At 69.7% G+C, this 24,894-nt stretch carries 19 protein-coding genes; 15 read left to right on the forward strand and 4 right to left on the reverse strand.

The features are described 5' to 3' along the window. Positions 1–6 precede the first annotated feature (6 nt). Positions 7–3,333, reverse strand: a complete 3,327-nt coding sequence (locus ABZT49_RS11190; protein ID WP_355286148.1) for an Rne/Rng family ribonuclease — start codon at positions 3,331–3,333, stop codon at positions 7–9. A gap of 761 nt (positions 3,334–4,094) precedes the next feature. On the opposite strand from ABZT49_RS11190, the gene ABZT49_RS11195 reads away from it, so the two are divergent. From ABZT49_RS11195 to prfB, 6 genes are all read left to right on the forward strand, one after another. After that, the gene (locus tag ABZT49_RS11195; protein WP_355286149.1) at positions 4,095–5,408 is read left to right on the forward strand and encodes an N-acetylmuramoyl-L-alanine amidase; all 1,314 of its coding nucleotides are present in this window, start codon (positions 4,095–4,097) and stop codon (positions 5,406–5,408) included. Positions 5,409–5,602: 194 nt separating this feature from the next. Then, on the forward strand, positions 5,603–8,032 hold the full coding sequence (locus tag ABZT49_RS11200; RefSeq protein WP_355286150.1) for a penicillin-binding protein 1A: 2,430 nt from the start codon (positions 5,603–5,605) through the stop codon (positions 8,030–8,032). A gap of 129 nt (positions 8,033–8,161) precedes the next feature. Beyond that, positions 8,162–10,441 (forward strand): HAD-IIIC family phosphatase, encoded by a 2,280-nt coding sequence (locus tag ABZT49_RS11205; protein ID WP_355286151.1) that lies wholly within the window; start codon positions 8,162–8,164, stop codon positions 10,439–10,441. Between the two features lie 119 nt (positions 10,442–10,560). Continuing rightward, entirely contained in the window at positions 10,561–10,827 is a 267-nt protein-coding gene (locus tag ABZT49_RS11210) for an AbrB/MazE/SpoVT family DNA-binding domain-containing protein (protein ID WP_355286152.1), read from the forward strand. Next, positions 10,827–11,198 carry a type II toxin-antitoxin system PemK/MazF family toxin gene (locus ABZT49_RS11215; protein WP_355286153.1) on the forward strand — a complete coding sequence of 124 codons (372 nt, stop codon included), beginning with the start codon at positions 10,827–10,829 and terminating at the stop codon, positions 11,196–11,198. Before ABZT49_RS11210 ends, ABZT49_RS11215 begins: the two co-directional genes overlap by 1 nt. A gap of 78 nt (positions 11,199–11,276) precedes the next feature. Beyond that, a protein-coding gene (gene prfB, locus ABZT49_RS11220; RefSeq protein WP_143132133.1) for a peptide chain release factor 2 occupies positions 11,277–12,405 on the forward strand; the annotation gives its coding sequence in 2 pieces (ribosomal slippage) (positions 11,277–11,345 and positions 11,347–12,405; 1,128 coding nt in all). A gap of 77 nt (positions 12,406–12,482) precedes the next feature. Here prfB and ABZT49_RS11225 read toward each other — a convergent pair. Next, positions 12,483–14,147, reverse strand: a complete 1,665-nt coding sequence (locus ABZT49_RS11225; protein WP_355286154.1) for an alpha-amylase family protein — start codon at positions 14,145–14,147, stop codon at positions 12,483–12,485. A gap of 260 nt (positions 14,148–14,407) precedes the next feature. Here ABZT49_RS11225 and urtA point away from each other — a divergent pair, with 260 nt between their 5' ends. The 5 genes from urtA (at position 14,408) to urtE (ending at position 20,132) form a co-directional block, all read left to right on the forward strand. Further along, positions 14,408–15,694 (forward strand): urea ABC transporter substrate-binding protein, encoded by a 1,287-nt coding sequence (gene urtA / locus ABZT49_RS11230; protein ID WP_093570122.1) that lies wholly within the window; start codon positions 14,408–14,410, stop codon positions 15,692–15,694. A gap of 194 nt (positions 15,695–15,888) precedes the next feature. Then, positions 15,889–17,478, forward strand: a complete 1,590-nt coding sequence (gene urtB, locus ABZT49_RS11235; protein WP_355286155.1) for an urea ABC transporter permease subunit UrtB — start codon at positions 15,889–15,891, stop codon at positions 17,476–17,478. 1 nt (position 17,479) lies between these two features. Then, positions 17,480–18,634 carry an urea ABC transporter permease subunit UrtC gene (gene urtC / locus ABZT49_RS11240; protein WP_355286156.1) on the forward strand — a complete coding sequence of 385 codons (1,155 nt, stop codon included), beginning with the start codon at positions 17,480–17,482 and terminating at the stop codon, positions 18,632–18,634. Next, a complete protein-coding gene (gene urtD, locus ABZT49_RS11245; protein WP_407943486.1) occupies positions 18,631–19,422 on the forward strand; it encodes an urea ABC transporter ATP-binding protein UrtD in 792 nt (263 codons plus the stop codon). Before urtC ends, urtD begins: the two co-directional genes overlap by 4 nt. Positions 19,423–19,436: 14 nt before the next feature. Beyond that, positions 19,437–20,132 carry an urea ABC transporter ATP-binding subunit UrtE gene (gene urtE, locus ABZT49_RS11250; RefSeq protein WP_109971356.1) on the forward strand — a complete coding sequence of 232 codons (696 nt, stop codon included), beginning with the start codon at positions 19,437–19,439 and terminating at the stop codon, positions 20,130–20,132. A 47-nt stretch (positions 20,133–20,179) separates the two neighbouring features. Here the strand turns inward: urtE and ABZT49_RS11255 are convergent, their stop codons facing one another. Next, entirely contained in the window at positions 20,180–20,545 is a 366-nt protein-coding gene (locus ABZT49_RS11255) for a hypothetical protein (RefSeq protein ID WP_355286157.1), read from the reverse strand. Here ABZT49_RS11255 and ABZT49_RS11260 point away from each other — a divergent pair. Then, the gene (locus ABZT49_RS11260; RefSeq protein ID WP_355286158.1) at positions 20,529–20,894 is read left to right on the forward strand and encodes a hypothetical protein; all 366 of its coding nucleotides are present in this window, start codon (positions 20,529–20,531) and stop codon (positions 20,892–20,894) included. The two genes, ABZT49_RS11255 and ABZT49_RS11260, sit on opposite strands and share 17 nt — an antisense overlap. 46 nt (positions 20,895–20,940) lie before the next feature. On the opposite strand, the gene ABZT49_RS11265 is transcribed toward ABZT49_RS11260, so the two are convergent. After that, the gene (locus tag ABZT49_RS11265) at positions 20,941–21,297 is read right to left on the reverse strand and encodes a nucleotidyltransferase domain-containing protein (protein ID WP_355286159.1); all 357 of its coding nucleotides are present in this window, start codon (positions 21,295–21,297) and stop codon (positions 20,941–20,943) included. Between the two features lie 368 nt (positions 21,298–21,665). Here ABZT49_RS11265 and rimP point away from each other — a divergent pair, with 368 nt between their 5' ends. The 3 genes from rimP to ABZT49_RS11280 are packed head-to-tail and all read left to right on the forward strand — an operon-like array spanning position 21,666 to position 24,840. Continuing rightward, the gene (rimP, locus tag ABZT49_RS11270) at positions 21,666–22,283 is read left to right on the forward strand and encodes a ribosome maturation factor RimP (protein WP_407943487.1); all 618 of its coding nucleotides are present in this window, start codon (positions 21,666–21,668) and stop codon (positions 22,281–22,283) included. Positions 22,284–22,333: 50 nt separating this feature from the next. Further along, positions 22,334–24,034, forward strand: coding sequence for a transcription termination factor NusA (gene nusA / locus ABZT49_RS11275; protein WP_355286160.1), 1,701 nt, complete (start codon positions 22,334–22,336; stop codon positions 24,032–24,034). A 14-nt stretch (positions 24,035–24,048) separates the two neighbouring features. Further along, a complete protein-coding gene (locus ABZT49_RS11280) occupies positions 24,049–24,840 on the forward strand; it encodes an RNA-binding protein (protein WP_355286161.1) in 792 nt (263 codons plus the stop codon). The last annotated feature ends 54 nt before the right edge of the window (positions 24,841–24,894 follow it).

The following is a 24,894-nucleotide window of genomic DNA, read 5'->3' on the forward strand; positions in this document are numbered from 1 at the left end:
CCTCGGTCACTCGCCGCCGATCGCCGCCTTGGTGCGGGACCACCAGCCGGCCCGCTTCGGACGGTCCGGATCGGGCGGGGTCAGCACGACCGCCACCGGCTCCGGCTCGGGCTCCGGCGCGGGGGCAGGAGCCGCCTCCGGGGCCGGCGGGGCGTCCGCCGCCCGGGCGGGCTCGAAGCCGCCGGTCGGGGCCTCGATCGCCTCGGCGGTCAGGGCCTCGCGCTCGACAGCCGGAAGATCTTGCGCCGGGAGATCTTGGGCCGGCAGGTCCGGCGCGGCGACCGGGCTGCCGACCGCCTCGGGCGCCGGCCCAGCGATCTCGTCGAGGGCGACGATCTCCTCGGCGAGGGCATCCTGCACCAGGCTACCGCCGGTCTCGCCCGGCTCGGCCCCGGCCACGACCTCGTCGCCGATCGTGCCGACGCTCTCCTCGAAGCGGTCGCGCCCGCGGCCGCCGCGGCGTCCGCGCCGGCGGCGCCGGCTCAGGGCCTCCTCGCGGCTCTCGCGCTCGGGCGCCGCGCCGTCCTCGGTGATCGGGATCGACACCGCTCCGGATCCCTGCTCGGAACCGGCCTCGGAGGCCTGGACCGCCTCGCCGGCGGCCTCGTCGGCCTCCTCGTGGCCCTCGGCCTCGTCGGCACCGCGCTCGCCCCGGCCGCCGCGCCGGCGGCGCCGGCGGCGGCGGCGCTTGCCCGCGCCCTCGTCGTCGCCGGGTGCGCCCTCGGCGGTCTCCGCCTCGCCTTCGCCCTCGGCATCCGTCTCGGCGTCGCCCTCGGTCTCGCCCTCGGCCTCCTCGACGATCTCCTCCTCGTCCTCGTCATCCTCCTCCAGCGGGGGCGGCAGCACCGCCTCGGCCCGGATGCTGGTGACGGGGCGCGGCTCGGGCCGCTGGGCGACGTCGCCGCGCTCGAGGTGGAAGGCCGAGGTGGCCGGCAGCCGCTCGTCGGCCGCGATGATGATCGCGACGCCGAACCGCGCCTCGAGCTCCGAGAGGTGGGCGCGCTTCTGGTTGAGGATGTAGAGCGCCACCTCGGTCCGGGTGCGCAGGATCAGGTTGTGGCTGCTCGACTTGATCAGCGCTTCCTCGATCGCCCGCAGGATCAGCAGGGCCACCGAGGCGGTCGCCCGCACGAAGCCCGAGCCGCCGCAATGCGGGCAGGGCACCGACGAGGATTCGAGCACGCCGGTGCGGATGCGCTGGCGCGACATCTCGAGCAGGCCGAAGGGCGAGATCCGGCCGACCTGGATGCGGGCGCGGTCGTTCTTCAGGCACTCGTTCAGCTTCTTCTCGACGGCGCGGTTGTTCCGCTTCTCCTCCATGTCGATGAAGTCGATGACGATGAGGCCGGCGAGGTCGCGCAGGCGCAGCTGGCGCGCCACCTCCTCGGCGGCCTCCAGGTTCGTCTTGTACGCGGTGTCCTCGATGTCGTGCTCGCGGGTGGCCCGCCCCGAGTTCACGTCGATCGAGACCAGGGCCTCGGTCGGGTTGATGACGAGGTAGCCGCCCGAGCGCAGGGAGACGTGGTTGGAGAACATCGCGTCGAGCTGCTGCTCGACCCCGAAGCGGGCGAAGACCGGCGTCGGATCGCGGTAGGGCTTCACCACCTTCGACTGCGTCGGCATCAGCATCCGCATGAAGTCCTTGGCCTCGCGGTAGGCGTCCTCGCCCGCGACCAGAACCTCGTCGATGTCCTTGTTGTAGAGGTCACGGATGGCGCGCTTGATAAGCGAGCCCTCCTCATAGACCAGGGCCGGCGCGGCGGAGGACAGGGTGAGCTCGCGCACGCTCTCCCACAGCCGCATCAGGTACTCGAAGTCGCGCTTGATCTCCGGCTTCGTGCGCGAGGCACCCGCCGTGCGCAAGATGACGCCCATCCCCTCGGGCACCTCGAGGTCGGTGGCGATCTCCTTCAGGCGCTTGCGGTCGGCCGCGCTGGTGATTTTGCGCGAGATGCCGCCGCCCCGGCCGGTATTGGGCATCAGCACCGAGTAGCGGCCGGCCAGCGACAGGTAGGTGGTGAGCGCCGCGCCCTTGGTGCCGCGCTCCTCCTTGACGACCTGGACCAGGATGACCTGCCGGCGCTTGATCACCTCCTGGATCTTGTAGTGCCGGCGCGGGGTGCGGGGCCGCTCGGGGATCTCGGCCAGCGCGTCGCCGCGGCCGCCGACCTGCTCGACGACCGGCTCCTCGTGGTCCTCGTCGTCGTCCTCGTCTTCCCCGTCGTCCTCGTCCTCGTCGTCATCCTCGTCGGACTCGTCGTCCTCGTCCGAATCGTCATCCTCGTCGGACTCGTCCTCATCCTCGGCATCGACCGGCTGCGAGGCGGCGACGGGCTGGGGCAGGACGCCCTCGTCGGACGCCTCGGAGGCGGGCTCGGCGGCCTGGGACGCGGGCGCCTCGTCGGCGGCGACCACGACGGGCGCGGGCTCCGCCGAGACGGCCGCGGCGATCGCCGCCGGGGGCTCGGGCGCGAGGTCGGCCACGCTGCCGCTCACGGTGTCCTGCGCCGGAGCGGCGTCGGCCGCAGGCGTCGCCTCGGCCTGCGCGTGAGCCTCGGCGGCGGGGGCGTCCTGCGTGGACGCCGCCTCGGCCGAAGTCTCCTGGGCGAAGTGCTCCTGAGCCGGATGCTCCTGCGCGGGAACGTCTCCGGCCGGCGCCTCGGCGCCGTCCTGCGACTCGCCCGCCGAGGCGGACTCCTGCGTCGGGTGCTCGCCGGTCCCGGGCTCGATGCCCTCCGGCCGCGGGGCCTCTTCACCAGAGGCCTCCTGCGCGGGGGTCTCCTGCGCGAACGTCTCTTCCCCGACCATCGCCTGGGGATGCGCGTCCTGCCAGCCGGTCGCCTCGGCACCGGGCTCCTGGCCGGATTCCTGGCCGGTCTCCTGCACCTCCCCGACGGGGGCGGTCACCACGGCGTCGGCCGGGCGCGACGAGGCCTCGGCCCGGCGGCCGCGGCGGCGCCGGCGGCGCGGCTGGTCGCTGCGCTCGGCCCGCTCCGGACGCTCGCCGCGCTCCTGGCGCTCGGGGCGCTCCTCATGCTCGCGCTCGGCCCGCGCCTCCTCCTCGAGGAGCGCCATCCGGTCGGCGATCGGGATCTGGTAGTAGTCGGGATGAATCTCGCTGAAGGCGAGGAAGCCGTGGCGGTTGCCCCCGTACTCGACGAAGGCGGCCTGCAGCGACGGCTCGACCCGCGTGACCTTGGCGAGATAGATGTTGCCGCGCAGCTGGCGGCGGCTAGCCGATTCGAAGTCGAATTCCTCGACCTTCGAACCCTTGACCGTCACCACCCGGGTCTCTTCCGGGTGGGCGGCATCGATGAGCATCTTGTTGGCCATGACGAACTTTCGGCATGGCGATCAACGGCAGCGCCGCTGGACGGGGGCATCCGGGAACGGAGCCCGAGGAGGGAAGCCTCGGGGATCCTGGCCGTGCGCGGGAGGACGAGCCTCCGTAGTCCGGTGCCGCCCCGGGCGCGGAATCCTGCGCCGGGAGGGCTGTCCCGTGCCGTGCCCGGTCGGGCGCGGCGGATGATGTCGTGCGGGGGGTGCCGTCAATCGCCGCTGCGCGCATCCACGCGCGCGAGGGGTTGACGAGGGCCGGGGGCAGGGGGCGCGGACGGGCGCGACGCCGGACGCGTGCGCCGGGGACGGCAGCTTCGAGACCGAAGGCTGTGCGTCCACGCATACTCCCACCGACCTTTCGAATCGAGGCGCCGGGACGCGAGGGTCCGGCCGCCGGTAAAAACGGGCGACGACGTTCACGAACGCCGTCGCGGATCAGCGACACCTGCCCGGCTCGCGAGATCGTCGGACGATCCGCCGGCGGCCGGCCAGCGCCGAAGCCGCTCCGGGAGCGCCCGGGCGAGCCCGAGGTCCGCGGCGAAAAGCCGGCGGCAACGGGCAGGGGTCACCATCATTACAGAGTGTCCGCCGGAATTTGCAAGCATCATCACCGGGTCCAAGGCCAACGATCCCGCCATCCCCTGTGTACCCGCGCGGCCACAGCGCGGCGCCGGCGATCCGAACGCCTTTGCGATGCGTTAACCATGGCGCGGTTATCGCGTAACCGGGATGCCGCCTGAGGTCGCCGCGAGACCATGCCGACACGCGCACGTCCGATCCGCCTTCTCGTCCGCGCCGCCGTTCTGGCCGCGGGCCTCGTCCTGCCGGCAACTGCGGGCGCCACCCCGTCGGCGCCGGGCGCCGCCGCGGACCGCCCCGCGGCGGAGCGGCCGGCGGTGGCCATCGCCGCCGAGACGGCCGCCTCGCCGGAGGGCGGCACCCGCCTGACGGTGGTGCTGTCGCGCCCCGTCGAGGCGCGGGCCTTCGTGATGGAGCGGCCTGACCGGGCGATCGTCGACCTGCCCGAGGTCAACTTCCAGCTGCCGCCCGAGGCGGGGCGCAAGCGCGATGGCCTCGTCGCCTCCTACCGCTACGGCCTGTTCGCCCCCGGGCGCTCGCGCATCGTCATCGACCTCGCCCAGGCCGCGACCGTGGCGCGGGTCGCCACGACCACGCGCCCGCGGGACGGGGCGACCCTGCTCACCATCGATCTCAACCGCAGCGACCGCGACGCCTTCCGCCGCGCCGCGCAAGCCCCCGAGCCCGCACGCGCGGCGGAGGCGCCCGCCCGCGAGGCCGTCGATTCGCGTCCCCTCGTCATCGTCGATGCCGGCCATGGCGGCATCGATCCCGGCGCCATCGCGGGCCCCGGCGTTTACGAGAAGGACATCGTGTTCGGGGTCGCGCAGGGGCTGGTGCAGCGCCTCGAGGCCGGCGGCCGGATCCGGGTCCAGATGACTCGCGACCGCGACGTGTTCGTGCCGCTCAACGAGCGGGTGCGCATCGCCCGCGACGCCCGCGCCGACCTGTTCGTGTCGATCCACGCCGATTCGATCTCGGCCGCGCCGCAGGTGCGCGGCGCCACCATCTATACCGGCTCGGAGAAGGCGACCGACGCCGAATCGGCGCGTCTCGCCGACCGCGAGAACAAGGCCGACGCGACGGCCGGCGCCGACCAGGGCGACGGCCCGGCCGACGTCGCCGACATCCTCCAGGAACTCACCCTGCGCGAGACCCGCGGCTTCTCGGCCCGCTTCGCGAAGGGCCTGCTGACGCGCCTTTCCGGCGTGATGGAGATGAGCGTGAAGCCCCACCGCGAGGCGGGGTTCCGGGTGCTGCGCTCGCCCGACGTGCCCTCGGTGCTGGTCGAGCTCGGCTACCTGTCGAGCAAGCGCGACCTCGACCTGCTGCTCTCCGACGAGTGGCGCGCCAACGTCACCGGCCAGATGGCCGGGGCGATCGAGGCGTTCTTCGCCGGTCGCCTGCCGGCCGCCGCGACCGCCCGCGGGGCGGACACCCCCCGGATCGGGCGGGCCGCCCAGATCGGACCCGCCCCAGTTTCACCATAGATCCCGTGTCGATAGGGCCCCGTCGGCCCCTCGCTGTCCTGGCTTTCGCACGCCTCTTCCGCTAAGCGCGGGAACGGCGTCCCGCGTCGCCATGGCTGTCGCGTTTCCGTGAGGAGCCGTGCCCGGGCGTTGCCTCGGGCTTGAGTTTCGGGCCCCATCGGGGCCGCGCGGCATCATCGACGGATCGGGTTTCGATGCGCTTCATCCTCCGCTTCTTCGGCTTCCTCTTCAGCATCGCGGCGATGGCGGTCGTCGTCGGTGCCGCGGCGGGCGGCTACTTCTTCTGGAAGTACTCGCGCGACCTGCCCGACCACGCGGCGCTCGCCAATTACGAGCCGCCGGTGATGACCCGCGTCCACGCCGCGGACGGCAGCCTCTTGGCCGAGTACGCCCGCGAGCGCCGGCTCTACCTGCCGATCCAGGCGATGCCGAAGATCGTCATCGCGGCCTTCCTGTCGGCCGAGGACAAGAACTTCTACAAGCACGGCGGCATCGACCCCGAGGGCATCGTCCGGGCGATCCTGACCAACGCCTCGAGTGGCAAGAAGCAGGGCGCCTCGACCATCACCCAGCAGGTCGCCAAGAACTTCCTGCTCTCCTCCGAGCAGACCCTCGACCGCAAGGTCCGCGAGGCGCTGATCGCCCTGCGCATCGAATCGACCTACTCGAAGGACAAGATCCTCGAGCTCTACCTCAACGAGATCTTCCTCGGCACGATCGTGCCGGGCCGCAACCTGCATGGCATCGCGGCCGCTGCCCTCGATTATTTCGGGAAGTCGGTCCACGAGCTGACGATCCACGAGGCGGCCTATCTGGCGGCGCTGCCGAAGGGCCCGAACAACTACCACCCCTACCGCCGCACCCAGCAGGCGCTGGCGCGCCGCAACGAGATCATCGGCCTGATGGCCCAGAACGGGTACATCACGAAGGAGGAGGCCGAATCGGAGCGCAAGCTGCCGCTCGGCGTCAACCCGCGCAGCGTCTCGCCGAACACCGCCAACGCGAACTACTTCGCCGAGGAGGTCCGCCGCGAGATCTCCGAGCGCTACGGCGAGAAGAAGCTCTACGAGGGCGGCCTGTCGGTCCGCACCACCCTCGACCCGAAGATGCAGGCGATGGCGCGCCGCGCCCTCGTCGACGGCCTCGTCCGCTACGACCAGGCCCGCGGCTGGCGCGGGCCGAAGAGCCGGGTGGATCTCGCCGGCCGCGACTGGGGCATGGCGGTGGCCGAGGTGCCGGCGCTCGGCGACGTGCAGCCCTGGCGCCTGGCCGTGGTGCTCGACACCTCGGGCGGCCGCGCCACGATCGGCCTGCAGCCGAAGCGCGAGAGTTCGGGCCAGGTCTCGAAGGACCGCGAGACCGGGATCATCACCGCGGAGGGCGTGCGCTGGACCGGCCGCGGCGTCGCGGCGGCGCTCAATTCCGGCGACGTGGTCTATGTCGAGCGCATGGAGGGGGCCGGCAACGCCTACCGCCTGCGCCAGATTCCGGAGGTCTCCGGCGCCATCGTCGCCATGGATCCTTATACCGGCCGCGTCCACGCGATGGTCGGCGGCTTCTCCTACGACGAGAGCGAGTTCAACCGCGCCACCCAGGCGATGCGCCAACCCGGCTCGTCGTTCAAGCCGATCGTCTACTCGGCGGCGCTCGACAACGGCTACACCCCGTCCTCGATGGTGCTCGACACCCCGATCACCATCGAGGCGGGCCCCGGCCAGGAGGCCTGGACCCCGACGAACTACGGCGGCAAGGCCGGCGGCGGCCCCCACACCCTGCGCTACGGCATCGAGCACTCGAAGAACCTGATGACGGTGCGGCTCGCCAAGGATGTCGGCATGCCGCTGATCGCTGAGTATGCCCGCCGCTTCGGCGTCTACGATGACATGCTGCCCGTCCTGCCGATGTCGCTCGGGGCCGGCGAGACCACCGTGATGCGGATGGTCACCGCCTACTCGATGCTCGACAATGGCGGCCGGCGCATCCGCCCGACCCTGATCGACCGGATCCAGGACCGCAACGGCGAGACCATCTACCGCCACGACACCCGCAAGTGCATCGGCTGCGACGCCGAGAAATGGTCGGGCCAGGACGAGCCGAAGCTGGTGGACGATTCCGAGCAGGTCCTCGACCCGCTCACCGCCTACCAGATCGTCTCGATCATGGAGGGCGTGGTCCAGCGCGGCACCGCCACGATCCTGAAGGAGATCGGCAAGCCGCTCGCCGGCAAGACCGGCACCACCAACGACTCCAAGGACGCCTGGTTCGTCGGCTTCTCGCCCGACCTCGCGGTGGGCATCTATATCGGCTACGACAAGCCCCGCTCGCTCGGCGACAGCGCCACCGGCGGCGGTCTCGCCGCCCCGATCGCCCGCGATTTCCTGAAGGCCGCCCTGAAGGACAAGCCGCCGACGCCGTTCCGCGTGCCCCCGGGCATCAAGCTGATCCGCGTCAACGCCGCCTCCGGCACCCGCGCCGGCGGCTCGGATGGAGGCCTGCTCGAGGCGTTCAAGCCCGGCACCGCCCCGCCCGACAGCTACTCGGCCCCGGCGAGTTCCCAGCCGGCCGCCCCGGCCGCGGTGCCGGCGGATGCCGATCGGGCGGCGCAGGCTGGCGGGCTGTACTGACGGACTCGAAACGGCGAGGCGGCGCGCACCAGCGCGCCGCCCGCTTCATTCGGACACGCATGCCGGCGTGAGAGCCATCGTGCGGCGATCGGCACGAGAGCCCCGCCGCGAGACGGACAACCTCCCGCGATGCTGCATCTTGGCAAGAGCCTCACGATCCAGAAGCTCGTGACGACCCGATGGGCCTTCGCGACCGCCGAGGGACATCCGCTCTCGGCGAACGTCCACTTCGCCCCCGACGGCGCGATCACCGGCGACAGCCCGCTCGGCGGCGACCGCTGGTCGATCGAGGGCGACGAGTTCCGCCTCGCCTCGGCCAAGGGGCAGGATACGTGGCAGAATTCCTGGCGCGCCGACCACCTCTACGTCCGCGACGGCAGCCTGCACGTCGCGCTCCGCGGGGTCGAGGATCCGGGCCGGGAGGCCCTGCTCTACGAATGCACGCCCGACGGGCATCTCGGCTTCGGCGGCCAGGCCGGGCTGCCGGCGGGCGAGTTCCTGTTTCCCCGCGACCTCCAGGTCACGCCGACCGGCATCACCCGGGTGCTGCTCGTCGGCTCGTGCCTGACCGAGCTCTATCACCGCACCTATGCCCAGGCGTTTCCCGAGGTCGCCTTCGACTACGTGCTGTTCAACAGCGCCAGCGACCTGCCGGCGAACCCGCCCCATCCGATCGGGTCCTACGACTTCCAGTACCTGCAGATTCCCCTGCGCACGGTGCTGACCGACCGGATCATCACCGGCGGGCGCATCTTCGATCCGGCCTTCCTCGATCAGACCTATCGCGACGGTTGCGTGATGATCGACGCGATGCTGGAGGCCGGGCTCGCCTATAACCGGGCGCACGGGCTCCTGACCTTCGTGGCGACCTTCATCGTGCCGCAGCTCGACATCGCGGCGAGCCTCGACCGCCGCTCGGCCGACGGCGACCTCGCCTTCCTGATCCGGCGGCTGAACCACTACATCGCGCAAGCCATCACGCCGTACCAGAACGTCTTCCTGTGCGATGTCGATGCCGTCGCCGCGAGCCTCGGCAAGCGCTACTTCCTCGACGACATCACCGGCTTCTACGCCCACGGCTCCAACGTCCAGCAGGACGGGGTCGACCTGGTGCCCGCGGCCCGGATCGAGCCGGTGCCGCTCATCAACACCTTCTACGAGTCGCGCCAGCGCGAGTTCCTGCTCGCGGTCTACGACCAGGCGGTGGCGACCTACCGCACGGTCCGGCAGATCGACCAGGTCAAGGCGGTGATCTTCGATCTCGACAACACCCTGTGGCGCGGCCTGATCGCCGAGGATTTCCACCCCGACCGCTTCCCCTGGCCGCGCGGCGGCTGGCAGAACGGGATCTGGGAGGCGATCCAACACCTGCGCGCCCGCGGCATCCTGGTCGCAATCTGCTCCAAGAACGACCACCACATCGTCGAGGCGCACTGGGACAACGTCGTCGATCCGCCGTTCCTGAAGCTGTCCGATTTCGCGCTGACCCGGATCAACTGGCAGCCGAAGGCCGAGAACGTCGCCGAGATCTGCCGCGCCTTCAACCTGACGCCGAAGAGCGTGGTGTTCGTCGACGACAACCCGGTCGAGCGGGAGGCGGTGCGCCACGCCCTGCCGGAGATACGCACCATCGGCTCGAATCCCTACCTGACCCGGCGCATCCTGCTCTGGGCGCCCGAGCTGCAGCTGCCCCGGCTCTCGGCCGAGGCCAAGTTGCGCGAGACCTCGATCCGCAACCAGGCCGCCCGCGAGGAGACCCGGGCGAAGCTCAGCCGCGAGGAATTTTTGGCCGGCCTCGGCTGCGCGGTCGCCTTCACCCGCGTCACCGGGCCCGACCAGCTGGAATTCCCCCGGGTGCTGGAACTCACCAACAAGACCAACCAGTTCAACACGACGGGCCGGCGCTGGACCCACCCCGAGATCCTGGCCTTCCTGGCCGAGGGCGGCGAGATCCACGCCTTCACGGTCAAGGACAAGTTTTCGGAATACGGCCTCGTCGGCATCCTCTACGCCAAGGCCGGCGAGGGCGGTGCCGAGGTGGTGCAGTTCGTGATGAGCTGCCGGGTGCTCGGCATGGAGGTCGAGAAGGCGGCGCTCGCCTATCTCTGCGCCCGGCTGCGCGAGACCCGGCCGGCCGCCGCCATCACCGGCCGCCTGATCGAGACGTCGGCGAACGGGCCCTGCCGCGAGGTGTTCGCGCGCGCCGGCTTCGCCCGGGTGGAGGAGAGCGACGGCCCCGCCTTCCGGCTCGCGCCGGACCAGGACGTGGTCGCGCCGGCCCACGTCGCGGTGACGCCGGAGATCGGGTTGAAGCGCGCGGCGAACGATGCCTCGGGCCCGGCCGCACCCCCGGCGCGCGCCGGGGGCTTGGGATGGACCAAGCGGCTGTTCGGGCTCAGGCGGCGGTAGCGCGGGCTACGACGAATCGGCGTCCGGTTCGTCGCCGGGAGAGAGCGGCGTTCGCGTAGCAAACCGATTTGTGCTACTTTTGTAGCACAGAGAACGAAGGTAGGCGGATGCCAACCATCATGAAGGTGCGTCAGCAGGGCGGCGCGCGCGTCGTCACCCTGCCGGCCGCGCTCCTGGAGCGGATCGGCGCGGATGTTGGGACCGCTTTGTCACTGGATGTGAAGGACGGGGCCATCGTGGCGATCCCGGTTCCGGAGGAGGCGGCCAAGCCTCGACGGCGCTACACGATGGCCGAGCTTCTGGTCGGTGCTGAGCATCTGCCCGAGATCTACGACAGCGTTGCGGGCGCGCTCGACGGCGATCCGGTCGGCTGCGAGCCGGGCTGATGGGACCTCGTCCGAGGGCCCCGAAGCGCGGCGAGATCTACTCCATTGACCCGAACCCGGTGGCCGGGCGCGAGATGCGGGATCGGCACTACTGGATCGTCCTGACGCCCGAAGCCGTGAACGCCCACGGCGTCGCAGTCGCTGTCGCCGTCTCCACCGCCGCGGTGGGTGCCCGTGCCGCCGGCCTGACCGTTCGGGTGAGCGGGGGCGGCGTGACGGGCGTTGCGATCTGCACGCATCTGCGCAGCTTCAATCTTCGGGCGCGTGTGTCGGACGGGACGGCGCGCCTCGCGGGCTTCGCAGACGCGTCCGCCGTCGACGAGATCGCCTCCCGCGTCGCCAGCCTGATCGACCCCGCGCCCGAGGCGTGAGCGCACCCCGCCGTTTACACCCGCCGCCCCCGGCGCTATCACCCTGGCCCCACCCTCACGCGAGTGAACCCACACCAGATGCGCGCCGAGATCGAGCAACTCTCGGATGCCGCCAAGCAGTCGATCGGACTGCTGAGGAGGCATCTTTGACTGGGATACCGTTGACAAACGCCTCGCGGAGCTGAATGCTCGCTCGGAGGACCCCTCGCTCTGGAACGATCCGGAGGAGGCCCAGAAGGTCATGCGCGAGCGCACGCAGCTCGACGACGCCGTTACGGCGATCCGGCGCCTGGAGCAGGGGCTGGAGGACGGCGCGACGCTGATCGAGCTCGGCGAGATGGAGGAGGATGCCGCCAGCATCCGCGAGGGCGAGGAGCAGATCCGCGCCGTGCAGGTCGAGGCGGCCCGCCGCCAGATCGAGACCCTGCTCTCGGGCGAGGCCGACGCCAACGACACCTATCTCGAAGTGCATGCCGGCGCCGGTGGCACCGAGAGCCAGGACTGGGCCAACATGCTCCAGCGCATGTACGCCCGCTGGGCCGAGCGCCGGAAGTACAAGGTCGACATCGTCGAGTGGGCCGACGGCGAAGAGGCCGGGATCAAGGGCGCCACGCTCCTGATCAAGGGCCACAACGCCTATGGCTGGCTGAAGACCGAGTCGGGCGTCCACCGCCTGGTGCGGATCTCGCCCTACGATTCCAACGCCCGGCGGCACACCAGCTTCGCCAGCGTCTGGGTCTACCCGGTCATCGACGACCGGATCACGATCGAGATCAAGGAATCGGACTGCCGGATCGACACCTACCGGTCGTCGGGCGCCGGCGGCCAGCACGTCAACACCACCGATTCGGCGGTGCGCATCACCCACAACCCGACCGGGATCGTGGTGGCGTGCCAGCAGGAGCGCTCGCAGCACAAGAACCGGGCCACCGCCTGGAACATGCTGCGCGCCCGCCTCTACGAACTCGAGCTGAAGAAGCGCGAGGAGAAGGCCAATGCCGAGGCGGCCTCGAAGACCGATATCGGATGGGGCCACCAGATCCGCTCCTACGTGCTCCAGCCCTACCAGCTGGTGAAGGACCTGAGGACCGGCGCCCAGTCGACCAGCCCCGACGACGTCCTCGACGGCGACATCGACGACCTGATCGAGGCGTCGCTCGCCCAGCGGGTCTATGGCGGGGCCGAGGCGGTCGAGGACATCGACTGAGTTGTCCGGATGACGAAACGGGCGCAGTGCCTCCCCCGGAGTGGGGGAGGGGCCGCGCCCGTTCTTGTACCAGTTCCTCAGATCTCGCTTCGCCGCAGCAGGTAGTCCAGCCCGCCGACCCGGTACCACCGGTAGCCGTAGCCCTCCAGCAGCACGCGGTGGTGGCCGTCGTCGTCGGCCAGGCTCCGCTGCCCGGTAAGGAGGTCGATCAGGTTGCGGCCGTCGCCGTCGAGGCCGGTGGCGAAGGTGATTTCCTTCGGCTCGGCCGCGAGGTTGTGCAGGCAGAGCACCGAGTTCTGGCGCCAGTCGTAGCGCAGGGCGAGGATGCTGGAATCGCGGGTCTCCAGGGCGGTGAAGTCGCCCCAGCCGATCTCCGGCACCTCCTTGCGCATGCGGATGACCCGCTCCATCCAGTTGAGGAGCGATTCCGGCGCGCAGCGCTGCGCCGCGGCGTTGACGTGGGAATAGGCGTAAGGACCCTCGTGGATCGGCGGCGATTCCGGGTGGTCGCTCAAGGTGAAGCCGCCATGCGGCTCGTGCGACCACTGCATCGGCGTGCGGGTGCAGTCGCGCTCGGGCAGCGAGAGGTCGTCGCCCATCCCGATCTCGTCGCCGTAGCGCAGGACCGGCGTGCCCGGCAGGGTGAACATCAGGCTGTAGGCGAGCTCGATCCGGCGCCGGTCGCCGCCGAGCATCGGCGCGAGGCGCCGGCGGATGCCGCGGTCGTAGAGCTGCATCTCGGGCTCGGGGCCGAAGGCGTCGAACACGGTCTGGCGCTGCTTCTCGGTCAGGCGGCCGAGATCGAGCTCGTCGTGGTTGCGCAGGAAGATCGCCCACTGGCCTGAGGGCGGCCGGTTCCAGGTCTTCTGCAGCGCCTTCACCAGCGGGCGCGCATCGGCCGAGGCGAGTGCGTAGAACAGAGCCTGGTTGACCTGGAAGTTGAACATCATGTGCATGCGGTCGGCGTCGTCGCCGAAATAGTCGAGATCCTGGCGCGGCAGGATGTTGGCCTCGGCCAGGATGATCGCGTCGCCCTGGCGCCATTGCAGGAACTCGCGGAACAGCCGCAGCAATTCGAACTGCTCGCGCGGCTCGCCCGAAATGTCCGGCCCCTTCTCGGCGATCACGAACGGCACCGCGTCCATCCGGAAGCCCGAGACGCCGAGCTGGATCCAGAATCCCATGATCTTCAAGATCTCGGCCTGGACGTGGGGATTGGCGGTGTTGAGGTCGGGCTGGAACTCGTAGAAGCGGTGGAAGTACCAGGCCTTGGCTTCCTTGTCGTAGGTCCAGGTGCTCTTCTGCACACCCGGAAACACCATGCCCTCGTTGGCGTTCGCCGGCTTCGTCTTCGACCAGACGTACCAGTCGCGGGTGCGGGCGTTGGGGTCGGAGCGGGCGGCCTGGAACCAGGGATGCTGGTCGGAGGTGTGGTTGACCACGAGGTCGATCAGCACCCGCATGCCGCGCTGCTTGGCCGCGTGGGTGAAGGCGACGAAGTCGCCGAGCGTGCCGTAGCGTGGATCGACGCCGTAATAATCCGCCACGTCGTAGCCGTGGTCGCGGCCCGGCGAAGGCTGGAACGGGTGCAGCCAGATCGCCGTCACCCCGAGGCCGAGGAGATAATCGAGGCGCCGCTCCAGCCCCTCGAAATCGCCGATGCCGTCGCCGTTGGCATCCATGAAGGAGCCGACCGAGAGGCAGTAGATCACCGCGTTCTTGTACCAGAGGTCCTCGATCACCCCGGTTCTCCTCGGCCGGCGACGATGCCGGCTGGGAGACTCATCTAGGGCAGACAGAATCCAAGCGTAGCCTTGGCGCCGGCTTGGGCAGAATGGCGCGCAGGCGGGCAGCACCTGCGGCAAAAATCGGGCATGCGGCGTCAGATGCCGGCGGGTGCCCAGAATTTGAGCCCGAATCTCAGGGAACTTTTTCGAAATTTTTCCTGGCACGGCCTTTGCGGAACAGGGTCCGGCCGCAACGGCCCAGGGAGAAGAACACCATGACGTGGAAGGGTTGGCTCTCGCGCGCCGCGGTCGCGGGCGGGTTGGCGCTCGGCACGCTGGCGACGACGGTCGCCTCGGCGCAGGAGACCATCAAGGTCGGCATCCTGCACTCGCTCTCGGGCACGATGGCGATCTCCGAGACGACGCTCAAAGACGTCATGCTGATGCTCATCGAGGAGCAGAACAAGAAGGGCGGCGTGCTCGGCAAGAAGCTCGAGGCGGTGGTGGTCGATCCGGCCTCGAACTGGCCGCTCTTCGCCGAGAAGGCGCGCGAGCTGATCGCCAAGGACAAGGTCTCGGCGGTGTTCGGCTGCTGGACCAGCGTGTCGCGCAAGTCCGTGCTGCCGGTGTTCAAGGAGCTGAACTCGATCCTGTTCTACCCCGTCCAGTACGAGGGCGAGGAGAGCGAGCGCAACGTGTTCTATACCGGCGCCGCCCCGAACCAGCAGGCGATCCCGGCCGTCGACTACCTGATGAAGGAGGAGAAGGTCGAGCGCTGGGTGCTGGAGGGTACGGACTACGTCTATCCCCGCACCACCAACAAGATCCTCGAGGCCTACCTGAAGGCCAAGGGCGTGAAGCCCGAGGACATCTCGATCAACTACACCCCGTTCGGCCAGTCCGACTGGCAGACCCGCGTCGCCGCGATCAAGAGCTTCGGCTCGGCCGGCAAGAAGACCGCGGTGGTCTCGACCGTCAACGGCGACGCCAACGTGCCGTTCTACAAGGAGCTGGCGAACCAGGGCGTCAAGGCGACCGACATCCCGGTCGTGGCCTTCTCCGTCGGCGAGGAGGAGCTGGCCGGCATCGACACCAAGCCGCTGCTCGGCCACCTCGCCGCGTGGAACTACTTCATGTCGATCGACACGCCGGCCAACAAGGCGTTCATCGACCAGTGGCACGCCTACACCAAGAACCCGAAGCGCGTCACCAACGACCCGATGGAGGCCCACTATATCGGCTTCAACATGTGGGTGAAGGCGGTCGAGAAGGCCGGCACCACCGATCCGGACAAGGTGATCGCGGCGCTGCCGGGCATCAAGCAGGACAACCTGACCGGCGGCACCTCGGAGATGCTGGCCAACCACCACATCACCAAGCCCGTCTTCATCGGCGAGATCAAGGATAACGGCCAGTTCGACGTGGTGTGGAAGACCGAGGGCCTGATCCCCGGTGAGGCCTGGTCGAAGCAGCTCGATGGCTCGAAGGATCTCGAGGCCGACTGGGTCAAGCTGAATTGCGGCAACTACAACACCAAGACGAAGAAGTGCGGCGGCGCGTGATCGTCTAGCGCAATCCCCCCTCTCCCGGGTGGGAGAGGGGTCGGGGGTGAGGGTGACACGCTTCAGTGTGAAGCTGTGACCGTCGTGCTGGCAGCTCAACGCTCAGTGCTTTCTGCGGAATCGTAGCACCCTCACCCCTAACCCCTCTCCCACACGGGAGAGGGGAATTTTGGCACCTTGCCTGGACAGCCTGAATGCGCCGCTGCCTCGTCCTTCTCCTCGCGCTCTGCTGCGCCGCCTGGGTCCTCCCGGCCGCCGCGCAGACCGGGCCTGACGCCGCCTATGCCCGGCTCGCCAGCGACAGCTATTCCGACATCGAGGCCGCCATCGCGGGCCTCGCCGCCAGCGGCGACCCTAAGGCCGGGCTCGTGCTGCGGGCGCTCGCCGACAACCGGCTGCTCTACCGCCCGGACGACAAGGCGCTGGCGATCAAGGACGGTGCCAAGGTCGCCGACGCCCGCACCGGCGCCGCGGTGGCGCCCGAGGGCCTGAAACCCGTGCGGGTCAACAACCGGGTGCGGCGCGCGATCGATGCGGCTTTCGGCACCCTGAACCTCCTCGCTCCCGACCCGGCCACCCGTCGGACCGCCGCCGACGCGGTGCTCAGGGCCCGCGACGTCGCTGCGCTCCCGGCCCTCGACGCGGCGCTCGCCCGCGAGACCGATGCGGGCGTGAAGCGCAGCCTGCAGGAGGCCCGCGCCGCGGCGCTGCTGGCCAAGCCCGGCGCGTCCGAGATCGAACGGCTCTCGGCCGTCGACACCCTCCAGGCCCGCGGCGATTCGGAGGCGCTGGCCATCCTGCGCGGCCTCTCGGGCGATTCCGTCCAGAGCGTGCGCGACGCCGCCGCCCGCGGCGTCTCGGCCATCGAGACCCGCCAGGCGCTGATGGCGAACGTGCAGAACGCCTGGTACGGCATTTCGCTCGGCTCGGTGCTGCTGCTCGCCGCCATCGGGCTCGCCATCACCTTCGGGGTGATGGGGATCATCAACATGGCCCACGGCGAGATGGTGATGCTCGGCGCCTACACCACCTACCTGGTGCAGGAGCTGATCCGCCAGAAGGCCCCCGGCCTGTTCGACTGGTCGCTGCCGATCGCGATCCCGCTCGCCTTCCTGGTCGCCGGCGCCGTCGGCATCCTGATCGAGCGGACCGTCATCCGCCACCTCTACGGCCGGCCGCTGGAGACCCTGCTCGCCACCTGGGGCATCAGCCTGATCCTGCAGCAGGCGGTGCGCTCGGTCTTCGGCCCGACCAACCGCGAGGTCGGCGCGCCGTCCTACATGGCGGGCGCCTTCGACCTGTTCGGCCTCTCGATCACCTGGGGACGGCTCTGGATCGTGGTCTTCGCGATGGCCGTCTTCGTCGCCCTCAACCTGATCCTGAAGGCGACCTCGTTCGGCCTGAAGACCCGTGCCGTCACCCAGAACCGCCGCATGGCGGCCGCCATGGGCATCCGCACGCCGTGGATCGACGCCTTCACCTTCGGCCTCGGCTCCGGCATCGCCGGCGTCGCCGGGGTGGCCCTGTCGCAGATCGACAACGTCTCGCCGAATCTCGGCCAGGGCTACATCATCGACTCGTTCCTGGTCGTGGTCTTCGGCGGCGTCGGCAACCTGTGGGGCACGCTGGTGGCCGCACTGACGCTGGGCGTCGCCAACAAGTTCCTCGAGCCCTATGCGGGCGCGGTGCTGGGCAAGATCCTGCTCCTCGTCTTCATCATCCTGTTCATCCAGAAGCGGCCGCGCGGCCTGTTCGCGCTCAAGGGCCGGGCGGTGGAGGCCTAACATGCTGCTCTCCCGCATCGACAAGCCGGGCTGGATCTTCCTCGGCGTGATCGCCGCAGCCTGCATCGTGGTGCCGGCCCTGAACCTCCTGACGGCCCCGGGCTCAGGCCTCCACGTGCCGACCTACGCCGTCTCGCTGATGGGCAAGTACCTCGCCTACGCGATCCTGGCGCTCAGCCTCGACCTCGTCTGGGGCTATTGCGGCATCCTCTCGCTCGGCCACGGGGCGTTCTTCGCGCTCGGCGGCTACGCGATGGGTATGTACCTGATGCGCCAGATCGGCCCGCGCGGCGTCTACGGCAACCCGATCCTGCCCGACTTCATGGTGTTCCTGAACTACAAGGAGCTGCCCTGGTACTGGCACGGCTTCGACTGGTTTCCCTTCGCGGCCGTGATGGTGCTGCTGGTGCCCGGCATCCTCGCCTTCGTGTTCGGCTGGCTCGCCTTCCGCTCGCGGGTGACCGGCGTCTACCTGTCGATCATCACCCAGGCGATGACCTTCGCGCTGATGCTCGCCTTCTTCCGCAACGACATGGGATTGGGCGGCAACAACGGGCTGACCGACTTCAAGGACATCCTGGGCTTCAGCGTGCAGGCGCAAGGGACGCGCGTCGTCCTGTTCGTCCTCACCGCCGTGGCGCTGGCGCTCGCCTATCTCGTCGCCCGCTTCATGACGACCTCCGCCTTCGGCAAGGTGCTGATCGCAATCCGGGATGCCGAATCGCGCACCCGCTTCCTCGGCTACCGCACGGCGCATTACAAGGCGCTGGCCTTCACGGTCTCGGCCATGATGGCGGGGGTCGCCGGCGCCCTCTACGTGCCGCAGGTCGGCATCATCAACCCGTCCGAATTCGCCCCGGCCAACTCGATCGAGGCGGTGATCTGGGTCGCGGTCGGCGGGCGCGGGACGCTGGTCGGTGCGGCGCTCGGCGCGGTGCTGGTCAATTACGCCAAGACGCTGCTCACCGGTGCGCTGCCCGACGCCTGGCTGTTCGCGCTCGGCGCCCTGTTCGTCGTCGTCACCCTGTTCCTGCCCAAGGGCATCCTCGGCACCCTGACCGAACGGCTCGGCTCCCGCCGCGCCAAGGCCCGCCTGCCGGGCCCGAAGCCGGGCGACATCCCCCCTGCCCTGGCCGAGGAGGGCCGCGGATCATGAGTGCCGCGATGGCTCTGCCCGTTTCCGATCCCGTTCACGAGAAGCGCCTCACCCAGGCCCTGCTCTACGTCGACGACATCAAGGTCACGTTCGACGGCTACCGGGCGCTGCGCGGTCTGTCCCTGACCCTGATGCCCGGCGAGATGCGGGCGATCATCGGTCCGAACGGCGCCGGCAAGACCACGATGATGGATTGCATCACCGGCAAGACCCGGCCCGATACCGGCCAGGTGATCTATGACGGCATGCACGACCTGACCCGGATGGACGAGGCGGCCATCGCCGAGCTCGGCATCGGCCGCAAGTTCCAGAAGCCGACGGTGTTCGAGAGCCAGACGGTCGCCGACAACATCCTGCTGGCGCTGAAAGGCCCCCGGGCCGCGACCGCCTCTTTGTTCGGCTGGCGCAACCGGGTCGAGCGGGCGCAGATCGACGCCATCCTGGAGACCGTGGGGCTGATCGCCCACCGGGGGCGCCCGGCGGCCGATCTCTCGCACGGCCAGAAGCAGTGGCTCGAGATCGGCATGCTGCTGGCGCAGGACCCCAAGCTCCTCCTCGTCGACGAGCCGGTCGCCGGCATGACCGACGCCGAGACCGAGGCGACCGCGACGCTGCTCCGCCGCATCGCGAAGGACCATGCGGTGATCGTGGTCGAGCACGACATGCACTTCGTGCGGGCGCTCCAGTGCCGCGTCACCTGCCTGCACGAGGGCGCGGTGCTGGCCGAGGGCTCGATCGATTCCGTCTCGGCCGACCCGCGGGTGGTCGAGGTCTATCTCGGCCGCTGAGGATTCTTTTCGACATGCTCTCCGTCGAGACCATCGATCTTCATTACGGCGCGGCGCAGGCCCTGCGCGGCGTCTCGCTCCAGGCCGAACTCGGCAAGGTGACGGCGGTACTCGGCCGCAACGGTGTCGGCAAGACGTCGCTCATGCGCGCCATCGTCGGCCAGCAGCCGGTATCGAAGGGCGCGGTCAAGTTGGATGGCCGCGACATCAGCCGGCTCGCCCCCTACGACCGTGCCCGCCAGGGCATCGCCTTCGTGCCGCAGGGACGCGAGATCTTCCCGCTGCTCACCGTCAAGGAGAACCTCGAGACCGGCTTTGCCCCCTGCAAGCGCGCCGACCGCTACGTGCCGGCCGAGATCTACGACCTCTTTCCCGTCCTCAAGGACATGCTGGGCCGCCGCGGCGGCGACCTCTCGGGCGGCCAGCAGCAGCAGCTTGCGATCGGCCGCGCCCTGGTGACGCGCCCCCGCGTCCTCGTCCTCGACGAGCCGACGGAAGGGATCCAGCCCTCGATCATCAAGGATATCGGCCGGGCGATCGACTACCTCCGGGGCAAGGGCGACATGGCGATCGTGCTGGTCGAGCAGTACTTCGAATGGGCCCGCGACCTCTGCGACACCTACGCGGTGATGGACCGCGGCCAGGTGGTCGAGGCGGGGCCGCGCTCGGGGATGGTCGAGGCGCAGGTGCGGCGGTGGTTGTCGGTGTGACGGGCGGCGACCTGAGTATGTGGCTTGAACGTCGGCGGCTGCACTTCTCAATACGTGTTTGATGTGAGCCGGCCAATGCGGCGACGCTCCGCATTGGCAAGAGATCCGGGGCAGGGGGCCAGGGTGCTCGCGTCAGGACGCAACTGTTTTTCCATTCCGGTCGAGGCGACGTGATGTGGACCTCGGCGCAGATCACCATCACCATCGAGGAGGTATACGGGAATACGGTTCTGGTCAGGATCGCACTGCCGGTCGGTGTGCTGGAGGTGATCGGAGAGGCGGATTTCCGCGGCCGGGAACTCCGCGTTACAAATGCCCATATCCAGGGCCTCTCCCCCGGCGCGCTCGGCCGGGCGGGCCTCAACTCCCTCGGTCGCAAGATCTTGGAGATCTACGATGTCGACGTCGTCCACGTTGCGGGAGCGTCTCGGACTACCGGCCGAAACCCCGACCGACCGCCCCGCCCCTTCCGGTATCCTCGCCGCCGCTGAGTTCCATCCGCTTGGTCCCATCACGGAGCCGGTGAGTCTTGCCCGCGTGCTGCGAGAACTCGGTCTCGATCTGTCCCAGGCTCATGGCATCGTAACGGAACTCGTAGCGGGGCGAGCCGCCGGGGCAGCCGGCATTCTCGATCTGAGAGCCGATGTTCTGTCGTCTATCGTTCGTCTCGGTGCTTTGGTTGTGCTTCAGGTAGGCAAGACAGATACGTATGAAGTGTACCGGCTCAAGGAAATATCACATCCGGTCAAGATTCTATCGTAGCGAGGCGGGGTGCCTCGCGGAAGGCTGGAGCGCCAGCCATCCAAGGCTAGCGGGAGAAGACACGGACGGCGTGCCCGGCGATGTCCCGCGTCCGCGAATTCGCGACAGTGAGGTCCGACAGGAACTCGCTCTTGAGAGAGCACAGCACGTCCGCGTAGACCCTCGACCCTCGCTGCGTCTCGTAACCGAGCAGTGGATCGAGCAGGCGCTCGTCGGCATCGTCGGGCAGAACCACGAGAATGTCCCAGTCGCTGTCCGGACCCGCCGTACCCTTCGCACGGCTGCCGAACAGCAGCACGTCCTCCGGAGCGTGCACGGCCTCGATCCGCTCCAGGAGTGTCTTCAGCGCGGGATATTCGCCCGTGGCGGGCACGAGTTCCGCGACGGATGCCGGCGTGGTCATCGTTTGATCCTCACCTCCCCATCTTAGCAAGCGCATGGCCTGCCGTCATCGAGCCTTGACTCGGAGGGGATGTCGGGCTGCGAAGGCCGAGGTGCACGCCGGGGCCGTGCTCCGATGAAGGTCCTGTCAAGCTTTCATACCCCGACCCTACCGTCCGACACCGCCCCCGACCACCTTGCATTCCGCCCGCACCCGGATTATCTCCTCGAACAACAGTTCTGTTCGTGGCCGGTGAGGCTGCGGTGCGGGAGTGGGTCCCCCCGGGGCCCGCTCTTTTTTATTGCCGCGATGCCTCCCCGGGCGCGAGCCGAACGCCAGATTGCCTCCCCTCAAGGGCGCCCCTCGGGGGAGCCGCGGCACAGACATCCATGACCGACGCCCCAGACCAGAACCCGGCCGAGAAGCGCCTCATCACCGAGACCGGCATCGCCGCGCGCGTGGCGCAGATCATCGAGCCCGCGATCGAGGGCCTCGGCTTCCGCCTCGTGCGGGTGAAGGTCTCGAGCCAGAACGGCTGCACGGTGCAGATCATGGTCGAGCGGCCGGACGGCACCATGTCGGTCGACGAGTGCGAGACCGTCAGCCGCACGATCTCGCCGATCCTCGACGTCGACGATCCGATCGGCGGCGCCTACTACCTCGAGATCTCCTCGCCGGGGATCGACCGGCCGCTGGTGCGCGCGGGCGACTTCGCCCGCTGGGCCGGCTACGAGGCCAAGGTCGAGCTGGCGATGCCGCTCGACGGGCGCAAGCGCTTCCGCGGCATCATCCGGGCCCCGCAAGGCGACACGGTCCGCATCGACCTGCCCGACGTGAAGGAGGGCCTGCCATCCTCCTACGACATTCCCCTGCGCGACATCGGCGAGGCCCACCTCGTCCTCACCGACGCCCTGGTGCGCGAATCCCTGCGGCGCGGCTCGGCCCCGCCGCAGGACGACGAGGAGGATGACGAGGACGAGGGCCAAGGCCCCGCCGTCAGCCACTGAGACCGCCCCAGCGACCCGTAACCAACGAAGAACCAGGAAGGACTGATCCGATGGCCGTCGTCAGCGCCAACAGGCTCGAACTCCTCCAGATCGCCGAGGCGGTCGCGCGCGAGAAGGTCATCGACCGCTCGATCGTGATCGGCGCGATGGAGGAGGCGATCGCCAAGGCCGCCCGCTCGCGCTACGGCGCCGAGACCGACGTGCACGCCGAGATCGACCCCCGCACCGGGGCGCTGCGCCTGTCGCGCCACCTCCTGGTGGTGGACGAGGTCGAGAACGACGCCCGCGAGATCGACCTGCCGTCGGCGCGGCGCCACAACCCCGCCGCCCAGGTCGGCGACGTGATCTCCGACACCCTGCCGCCGTTCGATTTCGGCCGCGTCGCCGCCCAGTCGGCCAAGCAGGTCATCGTCCAGAAGGTCCGCGAGGCCGAGCGCGAGCGCCAGTACGACGAGTACAAGGACCGCATCGGCGAGGTCGTCAACGGCCTGGTCAAGCGCGTCGAGTACGGCAACGTCATCGTCGATCTCGGCCGCGGCGAGGGCATCGTGCGCCGCGACGAGTCGATCCCGCGCGAGACCTTCCGCCCCGGCGACCGCATCCGCGCCTACCTGTTCGACGTCCGCCACGAGGTGCGCGGGCCACAGATCTTCCTCTCGCGCTCGCACCCGCAATTCATGGCCAAGCTCTTCGGCCAGGAAGTGCCGGAGATCTACGACGGCATCGTCGAGGTGAAGGCGGTCGCCCGCGATCCGGGCTCGCGCGCCAAGATCGCGGTGATCTCGCGCGATTCCTCGATCGACCCGGTCGGTGCCTGCGTCGGCATGCGCGGCTCCCGCGTCCAGGCGGTGGTCGGCGAGCTGCAGGGCGAGAAGATCGACATCATCCCGTGGTCGCAGGACCAGGCGACCTTCATCGTCAACGCGCTCCAGCCGGCCGAGGTGGTCAAGGTGGTGCTCGACGAGGAGGCCGACCGCATCGAGGTGGTGGTGCCCGACGACCAGCTCTCGCTCGCCATCGGCCGGCGCGGCCAGAACGTGCGGCTCGCCTCCCAGCTCACCGGCTGGGACATCGACATCCTGACCGAGGCCGAGGAATCGGAGCGCCGGCAGAAGGAGTTCGTCGAGCGCACCAACACCTTCATGCAGGCCCTCGACGTCGATGAGACCGTGGGTCAGCTCCTCGCCGCGGAAGGCTTCCGCTCCGTCGAGGAGATCGCCTATGTCGAGCCGACGGAGCTCGCCAACATCCAGGGCCTCGACGAGGAGACCGGCGCCGAGATCCAGGCCCGTGCCCTCGACTACCTCAACCGCATCGAGGCCGAGAACGACGCCCGCCGCATCGAACTCGGCGTCGCCGACGAGCTGCGCGACATCGACGGCATCACGACGCCGATGATGGTCGCACTCGGCGAGAACGACGTGAAGAGCGTCGAGGATCTCGCCGGCTGCGCCACCGACGACCTCGTCGGCTACACCGAAGGCCGCGGTCCCGAAGCAGTGCGCCATGCCGGCTACCTCGACGGGTTCGAGGTCTCCCGCGCCGAGGCCGAGGCGATGATCATGGCCGCCCGCGTCCATGCCGGCTGGATCGAGGCACCCCCGCCGGAAGAGGTGCAGGACGGCGACGAGTCCGAGGGTGAAGAGGGCGTCGAGGCCGAGCACGCCGAGGGTCAGGACGAGGGCGACGAGTCCGAGGCCGTTCCGGTCGAGGAGGAGGCCGCCGCGACCGCCGAGCGGCAGCCGACCTGAGGCCCGACGCAACGATGGACCCGACCATGCAGGACGACACCCAGGACGCGGACGCGCTGCCGCCGGACGTCCTCGACGCCGGCGCCGGGCGCGGCCGCGCCAATGCGGAGCGCACCTGCCTGGTCACGCGCGAGGCGGGCCCTCCCGAGCGGATGCTCCGCTTCGCGCTCGGCCCCGACAACCAGGTGGTGCCGGACCTGCGCGCCCGGCTCCCCGGCCGCGGCGCCTGGGTCACGGCGACCCGGGCCATGGTGCAGGAGGCGGTGAAGAAGCGTCTGTTCCAGCGCGCCTTCCGGCAGAAGGACGCCCGCGTGGCGCCCGATCTCGCCGATGTGATCGAGGCGGGGCTGCGCGAGGACTTGCGCCAGAGTTTCTCCCTCGCCAACAAGGCGGGGTGCGTCGTCACCGGCTTCACCAAGGTGGAGAGCGCGGTGGATAGCCCGACCGGGGTCAAGGCCCTGGTCCATGCCAGCGATGCGAGCCCGGACGGGCGCCGCAAGCTCGCCCAGGCATTGCGAAGGCGCTATGGCGATGCCATATCGAGGATCCCGGTGCTCGACGACCTGTCCGGTGAAGAATTGGACATGGCCTTGGGCCGGGATCATGTGATACACGCTGCCCTCGTCGCGGGAGCCGGCACTGCCGGCTTGCTCGCGCGTTGGCGTCGGCTCCACGTCTTCCGCGGCGGGACGGCGACGTCGGGACGTGCCGGAACGGAGCCTTCGGGCTCCGACGCGGCGCTCCCGGACGCTGTCCAGGATGGTGGAACATCGCTGCGGACCGGCCCCCCGGAGGCCGGTGGTTGAACGAATCGAATGGGATCGGCCCGGTTGCTGGGTGCGCTCCCGGGAACACGATGG

This window comes from Methylobacterium sp. EM32, assembly GCF_040593685.1.
In the GTDB taxonomy this organism is placed as follows: Bacteria; Pseudomonadota; Alphaproteobacteria; order Rhizobiales; family Beijerinckiaceae; genus Methylobacterium.